The 14,422-nt window shown below is 55.7% G+C and carries 14 protein-coding genes and 2 tRNA genes; 2 read left to right on the forward strand and 14 right to left on the reverse strand.

Annotation, left to right across the window (positions count from 1 at the left end; translation table 11 throughout):
- Window positions 1–13: 13 nt before the first annotated feature.
- The 8 genes from AC0L73_RS03890 to AC0L73_RS03925 all read right to left on the reverse strand — a co-directional run bounded on the left by AC0L73_RS03890 (window position 14) and on the right by AC0L73_RS03925 (window position 7,247).
- Entirely contained in the window at window positions 14–316 is a 303-nt protein-coding gene (locus tag AC0L73_RS03890; RefSeq protein WP_227950131.1) for a hypothetical protein, read from the reverse strand.
- A 101-nt stretch (window positions 317–417) separates the two neighbouring features.
- A tRNA-Glu gene (locus tag AC0L73_RS03895) sits at window positions 418–492 on the reverse strand.
- Between the two features lie 28 nt (window positions 493–520).
- Window positions 521–595 (reverse strand) — tRNA-Glu (locus AC0L73_RS03900).
- A gap of 92 nt (window positions 596–687) precedes the next feature.
- On the reverse strand, window positions 688–2,475 hold the full coding sequence (gene recJ / locus AC0L73_RS03905; RefSeq protein ID WP_473654922.1) for a single-stranded-DNA-specific exonuclease RecJ: 1,788 nt from the start codon (window positions 2,473–2,475) through the stop codon (window positions 688–690).
- Window positions 2,476–2,488: 13 nt separating this feature from the next.
- Entirely contained in the window at window positions 2,489–3,448 is a 960-nt protein-coding gene (gene glpX, locus AC0L73_RS03910) for a class II fructose-bisphosphatase (RefSeq protein WP_265334820.1), read from the reverse strand.
- Between the two features lie 38 nt (window positions 3,449–3,486).
- Window positions 3,487–4,779: a homoserine dehydrogenase gene (locus AC0L73_RS03915; protein ID WP_473654923.1), complete on the reverse strand. Its 1,293-nt coding sequence runs from the start codon at window positions 4,777–4,779 to the stop codon at window positions 3,487–3,489.
- Between the two features lie 2 nt (window positions 4,780–4,781).
- Entirely contained in the window at window positions 4,782–5,990 is a 1,209-nt protein-coding gene (locus AC0L73_RS03920; RefSeq protein ID WP_473654924.1) for an LL-diaminopimelate aminotransferase, read from the reverse strand.
- Window positions 5,991–6,092: 102 nt separating this feature from the next.
- Window positions 6,093–7,247 (reverse strand): OmpA family protein, encoded by a 1,155-nt coding sequence (locus tag AC0L73_RS03925; protein ID WP_227950123.1) that lies wholly within the window; start codon window positions 7,245–7,247, stop codon window positions 6,093–6,095.
- A 216-nt stretch (window positions 7,248–7,463) separates the two neighbouring features.
- Here AC0L73_RS03925 and phaC point away from each other — a divergent pair, with 216 nt between their 5' ends.
- Window positions 7,464–9,302 (forward strand): class I poly(R)-hydroxyalkanoic acid synthase, encoded by a 1,839-nt coding sequence (phaC, locus tag AC0L73_RS03930; protein ID WP_227950121.1) that lies wholly within the window; start codon window positions 7,464–7,466, stop codon window positions 9,300–9,302.
- Between the two features lie 27 nt (window positions 9,303–9,329).
- Here phaC and AC0L73_RS03935 read toward each other — a convergent pair whose 3' ends face one another.
- From AC0L73_RS03935 to AC0L73_RS03960, 6 genes are all read right to left on the reverse strand, one after another.
- On the reverse strand, window positions 9,330–10,334 hold the full coding sequence (locus tag AC0L73_RS03935; RefSeq protein WP_227950119.1) for a cytochrome P460 family protein: 1,005 nt from the start codon (window positions 10,332–10,334) through the stop codon (window positions 9,330–9,332).
- Between the two features lie 123 nt (window positions 10,335–10,457).
- Window positions 10,458–11,207: a gamma-glutamylcyclotransferase family protein gene (locus tag AC0L73_RS03940; RefSeq protein WP_227950117.1), complete on the reverse strand. Its 750-nt coding sequence runs from the start codon at window positions 11,205–11,207 to the stop codon at window positions 10,458–10,460.
- A gap of 18 nt (window positions 11,208–11,225) precedes the next feature.
- On the reverse strand, window positions 11,226–11,750 hold the full coding sequence (locus AC0L73_RS03945; protein WP_473654925.1) for a gamma carbonic anhydrase family protein: 525 nt from the start codon (window positions 11,748–11,750) through the stop codon (window positions 11,226–11,228).
- A 27-nt stretch (window positions 11,751–11,777) separates the two neighbouring features.
- Window positions 11,778–12,839, reverse strand: coding sequence for an N-acetyl-gamma-glutamyl-phosphate reductase (argC, locus tag AC0L73_RS03950; RefSeq protein ID WP_473654926.1), 1,062 nt, complete (start codon window positions 12,837–12,839; stop codon window positions 11,778–11,780).
- A gap of 41 nt (window positions 12,840–12,880) precedes the next feature.
- Entirely contained in the window at window positions 12,881–13,213 is a 333-nt protein-coding gene (locus AC0L73_RS03955; protein ID WP_227950111.1) for a hypothetical protein, read from the reverse strand.
- A 156-nt stretch (window positions 13,214–13,369) separates the two neighbouring features.
- The gene (locus tag AC0L73_RS03960) at window positions 13,370–13,579 is read right to left on the reverse strand and encodes a cold-shock protein (RefSeq protein WP_227950108.1); all 210 of its coding nucleotides are present in this window, start codon (window positions 13,577–13,579) and stop codon (window positions 13,370–13,372) included.
- 395 nt (window positions 13,580–13,974) lie between these two features.
- On the opposite strand from AC0L73_RS03960, the gene AC0L73_RS03965 reads away from it, so the two are divergent.
- A complete protein-coding gene (locus AC0L73_RS03965) occupies window positions 13,975–14,394 on the forward strand; it encodes a GFA family protein (RefSeq protein ID WP_227950106.1) in 420 nt (139 codons plus the stop codon).
- Window positions 14,395–14,422: the final 28 nt, after the last annotated feature.

The raw sequence follows: 14,422 nt of genomic DNA on the forward strand, positions 1-14,422 counted from the left end.
ATCAGTGATCGACTTAGTTGATTTTCCGGTCGCCGTCGCCGCTATTGACCTCATACACATGCACGAAATAGCCGGCCATCGGGTTGCGATCCAGATATTCGACGAGGTAATCGCGGGCAGCCTGGCTCGCATCCTCAATCACATACTGCCAGAGCGGTTCCATCGGGTTGGTGTTTGTATCATGGTGGGGAATACTGATCGTGCCCGCCCATTTCACATCGAACCCGCTCAGGTAATTCTCCGCGTAATGGCGAAAGACGGCGGCTTCGTCGATATTCACTCCGGCTTTATTCTCAAAACAAAGGCGCAAATTCATAAAATTCTCCCGTCGCTAGGCATTACGGCAATCGTCATGGGTATATGTAGGGGAAAGAGATGGAAATTGAAAGAGATGGGAACACAGCCAGTAATCGCCGGTGGTATCCCCTAGGAGAATCGAACTCCTCTTTCCAGAATGAGAATCTGGCGTCCTAACCGATAGACGAAGGGGACGCATCGAGAAATGGCACCGGTAACAGGATGGTATCCCCTAGGAGAATCGAACTCCTCTTTCCAGAATGAAAATCTGGCGTCCTAACCGATAGACGAAGGGGACATATATCCTGTCGCAGGGGCAGGATTTACCTATTCTATCCCCACATATCAAGTAAAAAATGTGAAATATCTCAAATTCAGTACTTCTGTTGCCTATGCAAGGCGAAAGGCGTCCTCGATCAGCAGCTGTGCGGAGACTTTTCCCTGCCAACTGTTCTTTCTCAGATGCCCGGCAATATGAAAACTACCGCCGTTATGGCCCAGTAGCGCATCACCAAGCGGCGTCTCCAGTGCGCGGAAGGCTATCCCTGCCAGACGCCCGCGCCCGGCCGTACCGGTGAGGATACAGCGCACATGATTTTCGCCGACAATGCTGGCCTGGACCAGTCGAACGTTGGGCAGCGCGAATCTCGGCTCCGGGTTGCCCGCCCCGTAAGGACCCGCCTGATCCATTAGCGCGATCAGCTCCGTCGTTGCGCCATCCACCGACAGCGCGCCGTCCAGACCGAGGCTGGCCGTCTTTGCCGCCTCGCTCACATCTTTTGCGAGCCGGTCATTGAGAAAGGCGCGAAATTCATCGATCCGGTCGGTCGCGAGGGTCAACCCCGCCGCCATCATATGGCCACCGCCCGCGATGATCAGTTCCTTATGCCGAGCGGCACCCACAGCCGCGCCCATATCCACACCGGGAACAGAGCGGCCGGAGCCTTTGCCGGTGCCGCCTTCCAGGGCGATAACCACCGCCGGACGCTGATAGGCGTCCTTAATACGGCTGGCGACGATGCCGATAACACCCGGATGCCATCCCTCCCCTGCGACGACAATTACCGAATCATTCTTGAGATCGCTTTTCTCCACCATCAGCATGGCTTCCGCCTGCACCCCGGCCTCAATCTCTTTGCGTTCCTTGTTATAGCGATCGAGATAACCCGCCAGTTCCCGGCATTTTTCCGGGCTGTCGCTGGAGAGAAGCTCCGGGCCATATTCAGGGCGACCGACGCGACCGCCTGCATTGACCCGCGGCCCCAGCAGAAAACCCGCGTGATAGGTACCCGGCGTCTCGTCAAGGCCCGCCACATCGGCAAGCGCCGCAAGGCCCGCATTGCCACGCCGCGCCATAACTTTCAGCCCTTGCGCGACAAACGCACGATTAAGCCCGATCAGCGGCACCACATCACAGACAGTGCCGAGTGCCACCAGATCAAGCCAATGACGCGGGTCCGGCTCAGGTCGGGACTCACTATACCAGCCCGCCTTGCGCAGCGCGCGGTTGATGGCGACCACCAGCAGGAAAGTTACCCCCACAGCGGCGAGATAGGTATAGTTCTGGCTCTCGTCATGGCGCTTGGGGTTGATGACGGCCACTGCCTCGGGCAGGCGTGTTTCCGCCTGATGATGATCAACAACAATCACCTCCAACCCGATCTCATTCGCATGTGCCAGCACATCGAAGGAGACGATCCCGCAATCAACCGTAACGATCAGATCAATTCCCCGCGCCTTCAGCGTATCCATTGCCGCCGCATTCGGGCCATAACCCTCTTTCATGCGGTCGGGGATATAAATATCAAGGGGTTGCCGAATGGCATTAAAGAATCGCTTGAGCAGTCCCGAAGACGTTGCGCCATCCACGTCATAATCGCCAAAGACGGCAATTCGCTCCCCCGCCTCGATGGCGGCGGCAATGCGCATCGCACCCGTATCCATATCCTTGAAGCTGGACGGATCAGGCAGCAAATGGCGAAGCTGCGGCGTGAGGTACTGTTCCGCCTCCTCCAGCGGAACACCGCGCCCGGCCATGACGCGACCGACGATTTCCGGTACATCAAGACGTTGCGCAATGGCAAGGCCGAGACGCTCATTTTCAGAACGCAACCGCCAGCGCCGGGCTGTCAGCGAATTTTCAACATCCAGAAAGGCCGGCGCTTGGGGCGCGTCCATCAATCAGATCCCGTTATTTGGCTTTGTGATCGCCCCGGATATAGCGCACAGTGCCGGAATAGGACCGCATCACGATGGTTTCCGTATAGACCCGGTCGCCTTTCTGGCGCACACCCTTCAGCATGGAACCGTCAGTGACACCTGACGCGGCGAAGATGACTTCCCCAGCGGCAAGTTCTTCAAGGTTATAGACGCGGTTTAGGTCAGTAATGCCCCATTTTGCGGCGCGTGCTTTCTCGTCATCATTGCGGAAGACAAGCCGTCCCTGCATCTGCCCGCCGATACAACGAAGCGCCGCAGCAGCCAGAACACCTTCCGGTGCCCCGCCCGTACCGATATACATGTCGATACCTGTATCGGGGTTTGCCGTTGCCATCACACCGGCAACGTCACCGTCAGAGATAAGCTGGATACGGGCACCGGTTTTGCGAATATCGGCGATGATCTCCGCATGGCGCGGCCGATCAAGAACGCACGCCATGGTCTGACTGACCGGCACGCCCTTTGCTTTCGCGATCGCGCGGAGATTCTCACCCGCCCCCTTGTTAATATCAATAATCCCGTCTGGGTACCCGCCGCCAACGGCGATCTTTTCCATATAGGTGTCCGGCGCATTTAGGAATTTACCGGATTCAGCAAACGCGATCACGGCAAGCGCATTCGGCCCGCCCTTCGCGGTCAATGTCGTGCCTTCCAGCGGATCGAGCGCAATGTCGATCTTCGGGCCTTTGCCTGTGCCGACCTTTTCGCCGATATAAAGCATCGGTGCTTCGTCCCGCTCGCCCTCGCCGATGACGATCGTGCCATCGATATTGAGTAAATTCAGCGCGGTGCGCATGGCATCAACAGCGGCCTGATCAGCGGCCTTCTCATCGCCGAGACCCACGAGGTTACAGGCGGCGCGTGCGGCGGCTTCTGTCACACGAACAATTTCCAGAGTGAGATTTCTATCCAGCTTCGAGGATTTAGTCATGTTTTCTCTTCCATTACTTTAATAAAGCTTACTGTTTTTTAAAGCGAGACGATGCGAATCATACGCGGTTTCGCCACACTATGGGTGAATTTTTCGATTTTTCCAAGGGCGCGCAGCAGTGCCGCCTCCTGCACCTCATGGGTGACAAGGATAACGGAAACCGCCTCCTGTTTAGAGCGGCCGCGCTGTAACAGGCTCTCGATGGAAATATTCTCGTCGCGAAATACCGCCGAGACATCGGCGATGACGCCCGGCTGGTCATAGACCGTCAGGCAGACATAATAGGCGCCCACATGGTCCGCGACAGGAACTTTCGGGATATCCGTCATCTTCTCGACCGGAATACCAAAAGTCGGCGTATGACGGCCCAGCGCGATATCAACAATATCGGCAACCACAGCGGAGGCTGTTGGTCCCTCGCCTGCGCCGCGCCCGACGTAAGACGTCTCATCGACGAAATCACCATCAACGACGACCGCGTTAAAGACACCATTTACATTGGCGATGGTGGTATCACGGCGGACCATGCAGGGATGCACCCGCTGCTCGATTCCCGCATCTGTCCGCCGGGCAACGCCAAGAAGCTTGATGCGATACCCAAGCTCACTCGCAGCTTTGATATCGGCGGCGGTGACATTTCTAATCCCCTCGATATAGACACTGGCGAAATCGACAGGCGTGCCAAAGGCAACGCTGGTCAGAATGGCAAGCTTATGCGCCGCATCGACGCCATCAATATCAAAACCGGGGTCGGCCTCGGCATAACCAAGATCCTGCGCGTCTTTCAGGATCGCGTCGAATTCACCGCCCGTCTCTTCCATCTCAGTCAGGATGTAGTTGCAGGTGCCGTTGAGAATGCCATAAACCCGGGAGATCGCGTTGCCCGCCAGCCCTTCGCGCAGGGCCTTGATGATCGGGATACCGCCGGCAACCGCCGCCTCATAGGCGAGCTGGGCGTTATGTTCCTCGGCGAGTTTGGCGAGCGCGTTGCCATGCTCTGCGAGCAGGGCCTTGTTCGCGGTCACCACCGGCTTGCCGTTCAGGAGCGACTTCACGCAGAGATCCTTGGCCACGCCATCACTGCCGCCAATGAGTTCCAGCACGATATCCACTTCGGGATCATCGGCGAGCGCCCGCGCATCATCATACCAGGTCAGCCCATCGAGGGAGACGCCCCGGTCTTTGGTTTTATCGCGCCCGGAAACGGCCGTGACAGTCAGATGCGCGCCTGAGCGCGCCTCCAGCAGATCGCCATGTTCCCGGATAATCTTTAATACGCCCGCGCCGACAGTGCCCAGCCCGGCAATCCCTATTTTCACGTTGGTACTCACTTTCAGGAAGCCTCTTTCCGTCCAAGATGCGCATCTGCATTGGACATGAATTTCTTGATATTGCGGCTTGCCTGCCGGATCCGCTGTTCATTCTCAACCATGGCGACACGGACAAAGCTGTCCCCATGCTCTCCAAAACCAAGTCCCGGGGCAACAGCGACCTGCGCTTCCTGCAACAATAGCTTCGAAAACTCAAGACTGCCAAGATGCCTGAAGGGTTCCGGTATTGGTGCCCAGGCGAACATGGTCGCATCCGGTGAGGGCACGTCCCAGCCAGCCGCAGCAAAGCCGGAGATCAGCACATCACGCCGATGTTTATAAAGCTGGCGGAATTCCTCGACGCAGTCCTGCGGGCCGTTGAGCGCCGCCGTCGCCGCCACCTGAATGGGTGTAAAGGCGCCGTAATCGAGATAGGACTTGATCCGCGCCAGCGCGCCGATCAAACGCTTGTTGCCCGTTGCGAAGCCCATGCGCCAACCGGGCATGGAATAGGTTTTAGACAGAGACGTAAACTCGACCGCGATATCGCGCGCACCTTCGACCTGCAGGATCGAGGGCGGCTTCACATCGCCGAAGTAAATCTCCGCATAGGCCAGGTCCGAGAGAATATACATCTCGTGATCCTTGGCGAATTTCACAACTTCCTTATAGAAATCAAGATCGACCGTCATTGCCGTCGGGTTTGACGGAAAATTCAGGATCAGGCAAGTCGGCGTCGGAATACAATGGCGCACGGCGCGTTCCAGCCCCGCAAAGAAATTAATCCCCGGCCCGACTTCAAAATGCCGAACAACAGCGCCCGCAATAATAAAGCCGTAAGGGTGGATCGGGTAACTCGGGTTCGGCGAGAGGATCACATCGCCCGGCGTCGTAATCGCCATGGCAAGGTTAGCAAGCCCCTCCTTCGATCCCAGTGTTGCAATGGTTTCCGTCTCCGGGTCAATCTCGACATCGAAGCGGCGCGCATAATAGGCGGCGTTGGCGCGGCGCAGGCCCGGGATGCCCCGGCTTGTCGAATACCGATGGGTGCGGCCATCGCGGACCGTTTCCACCAATTTATCAACAATATGCTGCGGCGTCGGGCTGTCCGGATTACCCATGCCAAGATCGATGATATCCTCTCCGGCCGCTCGCGCTGCTGCTTTCATCCGATTGACTTCTTCGAAGACATAGGGTGGCAAGCGTTTTATGCGGTGAAAATCCGGGTCCATCGGCCTCTTCCAGTTAGTTGTAATAATGCGGTTCCCGGCGCGCGTGGACGGCGATCCGGGTTCCTGAGTTAAATTCTATGCGGGTATTTAAACGACTTTTAGTTAATTTAGAAGAAAGATTTCTGCGCGGCGGTTCACGGCTTCCGCACTCGGCATCGGCTCGGCGATCCGGGGTTCCGTATCGCTGACGGATTCAACCAGCAGATTGGAGGGTTCTACCCCCGCCTTGATGAAATATTCCGCAATCGCCGATGCTCGCGCTTGCGAGACATTCAGGTTGACGATCATATGCTTTTCTTCCGCCATCTGCCGCGTCCGGCTGGAGGCATGACCGACAATTTTGAGCGTGCCGCCCGCGGCCATCTGTGTGCGTGCAATACGGTCGAGTTTATCCTTGTCCGACCCGTTGATCCGGTGGGAGCCTTGCGCGAAATAAATCGTCTCGATCGGCGTCGTGCCATCGGATGCCGCATAGTTTGGAATGGTGCGCCCGCCATCATTGAGCGGCGGGGTCAGGGTCACCGATCCGCTGGAAGAGGCTGAGATAGTTGAAGACGAAGATACGGCAGGCGCAACAGATGAGGCTGACGTAGCAGTAGAACTATCGGAACTCATCGTGGTTGGCAGACGTGTGACACCGGACGCTGCGAGCTGCTGCTCAAACACGCTTTCAATAGCGGGTTTGGGTGCTGTCTCTCCGCTGATAATTTGCTCACGCATAGGTGCGGGTTCAGGCGCCGGTGTCTCCGGTGCGGAATCAACGACTGAGGGCGCGGGCAACGGGGTTTCTGTCACTTCCTCTTGCGCCACGGCAGCAACGACGGGCGCCGCCTCGACCGTCTTTTCTTCAACAACTTCCGTGACGGTCTCTTTCACCGTCTCGGAACCATCGGCTGTCACTGTTTCCGTTACTTCTGTAACAGTCTCGGTCTTGACCTCCTCGACCACCGGTTTCGGCGGTGCGGCCAGTGGCGGCTGCAAAGAAGTATCGGCACGCAGGGTCTCATCGGTATAGCGGGCATTCTCGCGGTCGGCGCGCAAGCCTTCCTCGATTTCCTCTGCCTCCGTCAATGTCGCAACGGTTTCCGGTTGTTCCGGCACCTTGTTCACATTCGGGTATTCCGCCGCGTCCTGTTCTTCCGTATTATCCGTAGAGCAGGCAGTGCCCGCCAACACAGCGAGCAGAAGGGCACCCCCCAGCAGAAGGCGCGAGGCACATAAAAAGCGATTTTCGAAAGTGTTTGGCGTCATGGTCATCGATGCGTCCGTCCTGCCAGTTCCTGCTGCGGCGGAGGGCCGCATTGAGATTGGCAAGTTTTTTGATATACTCTTAAAAAAACAAGGTTATCATAAAACATATGAGGGGAAAATTCGCAATGTTTTCTGACGACTTCAAGGCAGCGAGGAAATTTCATGTAGCCTGAAATATGTTGGTTTGCATAGAAGACAACAACTCTGGGAGAATGAGTCGATATGACAAGTAAAGAGCCGCTTGAAAGCAGCCAGGAAGCCCTTGAAGCTTCCAAGGAGTTCGCTGAGAATTTCGCCAAGATTGCCGCACAGAGTCAGGAGGTTGTTACCGAGTTCCTGAACAGTCAGCAGCCGACCCATATCGATCCGGACCCGGCGACCGTCAGCAAGACCTTTATGGAACTGATGAATAAGATGATGGCGGACCCGGCCAAAATCGTCGAGGCACAGGCCGCGCTCTGGAAGAATTACATGAACCTCTGGCAGAACGCTGCGATGCGCGCGAGCGGAGAGGAAACGCCGCCGCTGGTGACGCCGCAAGCGGGCGACAAGCGCTTCAAGTCCGACGAATGGAGCGAGAACCAGATCTTCGACTATATCAAGCAATCCTACCTGATGACCGCCAACTGGATTCAGGAGACCGTCTCCGAAGTTGAGGGGTTGGACAAGCAAACCAAGACAAAAGCAGATTTCTACACCAAGCTCTATACCGACGCCATGTCGCCGTCGAATTTCTTCTGGTCCAACCCGGACGTCCTGAAAAAGACCATAGAGAGCAAGGGCGAAAACCTCGTTCATGGCCTTGAAAATATGCTCGATGATCTCAAGCGGACCAAAGGGCAACTTATCCCGAAGATGACGGATGAAGATGCGTTCGAGGTCGGACGCAATATCGCGGTGACGCCCGGCAAGGTGATTTATGAAAATGACCTGATGCAGCTCATTCAGTATGCGCCGGCAACGAAAGAGGTGTATAAGCGCCCGCTGCTGATCACCCCGCCCTGGATCAACAAGTTTTATATTCTCGACCTGAAATCGGAAAATTCCTTCATCAAATGGTGCACCGAGCAGGGCTACACCGTTTTTGTGATCTCCTGGGTCAACCCCGACGAGCGGCATGTGGAGAAGACGTTCGAAAGCTATATGGCGGAAGGTATTCTTGCCGCGCTCGACGCGATCGAAACCTCCACCGGGGAAAGGGAAGTCACTACCATCGGCTATTGCATCGGCGGCACCCTGATGGCGACGACGCTGGCCTATCTCGCCGCGATTGGAGAGGAAGACCGGATCAAGGCCACCACCTTCTTCGCCGCCCAACTCGATTTTGAGGACGCGGGCGACCTCCTTGTCTTCACCGACGAGGATCATATACAGCTGGTCGAAAGCAAGATGAAGGGAGGTTATCTTGAAGGCAAGGAAATGGCGAACACCTTCAACCTTCTCCGTTCCAACGACCTGATCTGGTCCTTCGTGATTAATAACTACATGATGGGCAAGTCACCCTTTCCGTTCGACCTGCTCTACTGGAATACCGATGCGACAAACATGCCGCATCTGATGCACAGCTTCTATTTGCGTAATATGTATCAGAAAAACCTCCTTCGGCAGCCGGGCGCACTCACTTTCGGTGGGCAGCCCATTGATCTTTCGAAGGTGAAAACGCCAATCTTTATCCAGGCGAGTAAGGAAGACCATATCGCACCGTTCAAGTCGGTCTTCAAGAATACCCAGCTGTTCAGCGGCCCGACGGAATTGATGCTGGCGGGTTCAGGCCATATCGCCGGGGTGATCAACCATCCGGACGCAAATAAATATCAGTACTGGACCAACACGAAGAAGAAAAAGAAATACGAGACGGCCGAGGAATGGTTTGCCGATGCGAAAGAGCATCCCGGCTCCTGGTGGCCCTATTGGGACAAATGGCTATCCAAGAAATCTGGCCCCAAGGTCCCGGCGCGCGATCCGGCGAAAGGCAAACTAAAACCGATCGAGGATGCGCCCGGAAGCTATGTGAAGGTCAAGGCCAAGCCTTACACGGGAGACGGCGGCGGCGGCGAATAGCCAACCGCCGCTGCTCCTCAGGAGAAATTATTTTACGCGAAGCTCTTCTGGGAGGAAGAACAGGCTGTCCGTATCCTCCATGACCATGTGGCATTCGTAACAGAAGACCATATTCTCTGAGCCCTTGCCGTTGGTGACCCCGGCGACGGCGCCGTTCGGCAGGATCATGGAATATTTCCAGTCTCCGCTCGCCTCGTTAAAGCCAGCCGCCATTTTCTCCATCAGGAAGAGCGGCCCGACAGCGGCATGCCCGTCAGTTTGAACAACGAAGCTGTCTTTCGCTAGGATCGAACCGACCGGCATCTTGCCGACCTCCTCATATTTGCCATAGGCTTCCTTGGCCACGTCATTGGCGTAGTTCATGACATGCCGCCCGCCATGGGTGGCGGAAGCGTAAGGCGCACTTGAAAAGGCTTTCCAGTCAAGATAATGCGCGGCCTCGGGCACGCCAGATCCGGCATAGGCCGCCTTCATATCTGCGTTCAGGCACTCATAGGCGGCGGTGGCTTCGGCGGGCTCCAGTTCAACTTCCGCAACGCCTCCGGCACTGCAAGGATTGCACGGGTTACAGGGATTGCAGGGATTACTCGCCGCACATGGATTTTTCTTTGCGGCGCAAGGATTACAAGGGTTACAGGCCTTTTTCGCAGCGCATGGATTACAAGGGTTGCAGGCATTGGCAGGCTTCTTCGCCGCACAAGGATTACAGGCCGCCGCTTTTTGAACCGAGGGCACAACACAGCCGGAGGCAGTTGCCTTGGCCGCCGCGCAAGGATTACAGGGGTTACACGCCTTTTTTGCCGCGCAAGGATTGCTCGCAGCGCAGGGGTTTTTCTTGGCCGCGCATGGATTGCACGGGTTGCAGGCGTTAGCGGGCTTCTTCGCGGCGCACGGATTACAGGCTGCAGCCGCTGGCTTGACGGTTATGGCGGTGATCGGCACCGCCACCGTAGCGACAGCGACAACGCCGCCCACACCGATCAGGGCTGCCACGAAGGTGGATGACAGAAGTTTCGAATTTAGTGCGGACATATACTTTCTCCTGGTTTTTTGAATGCTTTGGGAGGAGCATATGTCGGTGTCAGCGAGAAATAATCTCAACTCTCATCACGATGGAGTGAATATTGCGCGGAGGAACCACCCGGCGCACGAGGGTTACTCGATCCGAATCGCCGAAAACTGTTCGGGCAGCATTTTCTTCAATAACCGGTCGATACGGCCTGCGTTCGGTTGGTAAAAAGGACGACGTGGATAAATACGATCATTCACCCAGTAACTCGACCAGCCACTGGTCATGTCGATACATTGCGTCAGAAAATCGTCATCCTCCGCAGCAGATTGATTGGACAACTCAATACAACCGCTCAGGAAAATATCGACATAGGACTGAATTATGGGAAATTTCTCGTCTGGCGGCCGTATATGCTCCGCCTCGAGCACATAAATCCATATGGTGCCGTCCTTAGGCGCAGCGGAATTATCGAGCGGATGTATCCGTTCCGAGGGAACAGGCACCCGACAATAGATGGATTCACGCGCATCGCCTGTCTTGAAGTCATTGAGATCTTCCACCCTGAACAGCGCGGCCATCATCTCTGCCCCCGCCGACGGAGTCACACCAAGAAAAGTCGTGCTGAAACCAATGTCGAGGCCGCGTGCTTTCCAGCCATGAGCATATCCCTCAACCCGCACCGGCACACTTGTGTTCGCATTTGGCCAAGCCCGAAGCCGGGATGCAGTCTCCATCAGGCTACCATAGCCGAGAACGTACTGCGCCTTGTCCGGCTCGAGCGCGGGATGGCAGGCTATGTCCGTACCCGCACGTGCCATGCCGTGTAAGGAAAAGAGAAGAACCAGAGCGCCAATCAGCGTCGGAAATAAGGAAAGTTTTCGCGAAAACCCCATGACCTCGACCACCCGTCTCTAACCCTGCTCCGCGCGATAGACTTGCGCCAGTTCCGCGTAATGGTGCGCCCCGCTCGTGAGGTCCGCTTTTTGCTCATCAGTCAGCTTCCGCAGGCATTTCGCAGGCGAGCCACCCCAAAGTTCACCGCTGGGCACGCGCTTGCCCGGTGTGACCAGCGCGCCAGCCGCGACCATCGCGCCTGTCTCCACCACGGCGCCATCCAGTACAATCGCGCCCATCCCGACGAAGTTGCCGTTTTCCAGCGTGCAACCATGGATCAGGCAGTTATGGCCGACCAGCACATCATCACCGATTGTCGTCGAATGAGTGCCGCCCGAAACATGGATCACCGTGCCGTCCTGGATATTGGTGCGCTTGCCGATACGGATTGAATGGACATCACCGCGCACCACGCAATTAAACCAAATGCTGGATCCCTCCCCGATCACCGTGTCCCCAATGACAAAGGCGGAGGGCGCGATAAAGGCGTCCTTGGCAATGGTAGGAGAGGTCCCCTTGAAGGGAATAATATTTCTGAGCATGGTTTGTATCTCTTCTTCTTGTTGTATTTAAGGGAACAGGGGCGCCTGCTCCAGACCGAGGGTTTCTTCAAATCCGAACATCAGGTTCATATTCTGAACCGCCTGCCCGCTCGATCCCTTAACCAGATTGTCGATCGCCGCGATCACAGTGGCCCGGCCGGGAATCCGGTCCTCGAACACATTGATCACACAGTTGTTAGAGCCCCGGACCATTTGAGTCTGCGGGATTGCGCCCTCTTTCAGCAGCCGGACAAAAGGCTCATCCTTGTAGGCTTTTGCAAATTCGTCCCGGAGGTCATCGACCGTCTTGCCCTCACTCAGCCGCACATGGGCGGTGATCAACTCGCCCCGGCTCATAGGGACAAGATGCGGTACAAAATTGACCCGCATATCCGCCGCCGGCCGGCCGATGGCCTTGGCGATTTCCTGTTCAATCTCCGGCGCGTGCCGATGTTTCGAAATACTGTAGGGGCTAAGACCCTCCCCTGCTTCGCTGAACAGGGTGTTCTGCTTCAACCCCCGGCCCGCACCGGTCACGCCCGATTTCGCATCGATCACCAGATCATCTGTATCGACCAAGCCTGCCGCAGCCAGTGGGACCAACGCGAGAAGCACCGCCGTCGGGTAACAGCCCGGACAGGCAACCAGCCGGGAAGAACTGATCTTTTCCCGGTTCAGTTCCGTCAGGCCGTAAGCCGCTTTTTTCTGCAGGTCCAGCGCCCGATGCTCATGGCCGTACCATTCGGCGTAGGTATCGGGGTCCTCAATCCGGAAGTCGGCGGAAAGATCGACCACCTTCACGTTTGCGGGCAGGGTGGCGATAATTTCCTGCGTTGTGCCATGCGGCAGCCCACAGAAAACGACGTCGACATCGTTCCAGTCAGCCTCCTCCACTGCGATCATATCGGGCAGACCATAGCCACCGAGATGGGGATAGACGTCCTCTACCGGCTGGCCCGCCTTACGGTCAGCGGTCAAGAGTTTGATCTCGACATTCGGATGCCGAAGAAGGAGCCGCATGGCCTCCGCCCCCGTATAGCCGCTGGCGCCGAGAATACCGGCGTTGATTTTATGTGTTGTGTTCGTCATGTTCTTATTCCGGGCGGGATCGCGCCGGACTCCTAAAAGCGTTATTTTGTCAAATAGCTCTGGTGCTCGCCCTTCAGGGCCTTATCCGCAAACCAGATCAAAATATTCAGATCAAAAGCCTCTTGGGCTTCCTCGCCTAATCGGAGCCGGCCTTTTTTCAGGCCTGCGAGAATATCCTTATTCGCTTTTCTCAGGAGAGCGCCACGCACTGAACTCCGAACATCGAGTTGGTCGCGCATTTCCGCCACGAGTTCCTCGCCGGTCAGACGCTGGACATGGTCCTTCACCTTAATCGCAAAAGCGCCCTCTGCATCGAGAGGGATGCCGAGCGTTTCAATATCGATATCGTCCGCGTTTTTAATCGGATAGTTCATTCGCTTAAACCTTGTCGCCAGCAGTGGCGCGTATCAGCGGCGTTTTTTGCATGAAAATCCGTTATTTGCAACGGTTTCTCATCGAAACCTTTGTTTTTTAGCCACAAAAAAAGGCGGCAAACGCCGCCTTTTCTCTATCGTATCGGAACCTTTATCTCAGTCCAGCAGCACGAGTTCTTCAGCGGATGCTTTGCCGTTACGCCCTTCAACAAGCTCAAACTGAACTTTTGCGTTTTCCTGAAGGGTCGTCAAACCGGCTCGTTCAACAGCCGAAATATGCACGAAAGCGTCTGACCCGCCATCCTCTGGAGCAATGAAACCATATCCCTTGGTTGGGTTAAACCACTTTACTGTACCTTTTGCCATGTTTAGTCTCCTGGACACTCATTCTATATATCAGGTCGATAGCGCTGTCGAAGTGCCCAAATAGCAGCGACAGATCAACCTTGGAAGCAATGTCGCCAGCAGCAAATTAACCGAAAAACAAGGACTCCCGACGACTCGCGTAATTGATAATGAGAGTTTTTGCAAGAAAGATTTCAGTAAAATCAAATTTTTGTGACTCTCCATATGGAACAATGCAACAGAGTTAGGCAAAGCGCATATTTTCTAGGCAGAATCCAGGCAAAGCGCCGTTTGCCGCGAATTTTACGGGTATTTCATCCAACCACTCCGACGAGCCTTTTTAAAGGCTGACGCAACACATAAGCCGGGCTATTCTTTCGCGGCATAATTCAGATGAATCGAGGAAAGGCTCAAATATGGAGAATAAAGCCATTAAAACGGGTGGATGCCTTTGCGGCGCCGTTCGGTATGAAATCGACGGGCCTTTGCGCGATATTATTTCCTGCCATTGCGGTCAGTGCCAAAAGACCAGCGGCCATTATTTCGCGGCCACTGCCACGCCAAAGGAAAATTTCCATCTGGTCAAGGATGACGGCCTTAAATGGTACAGCTCATCTGACTGGGGCGAGCGAGGCTTCTGCGCGGAATGCGGCAGCACCCTCTTTTGGCGGCTGAAAGACGAAAGCCATCAAAGCATTCTCGCCGGCAGCCTCGATGGGGAAACCGGCCTTAAAACCAGCCATCATATTTATGTCGCCGACAAGAAGGATTATTACGAAATTACCGACGGCGTGCCCCAATATGATACCTATCCGGAAGAACTGAAAAACGGTTAAGCGTAACCGACCAGAAATTTTGCAGAGG

The organism is Sneathiella sp. D3-11 (assembly GCF_055809395.1).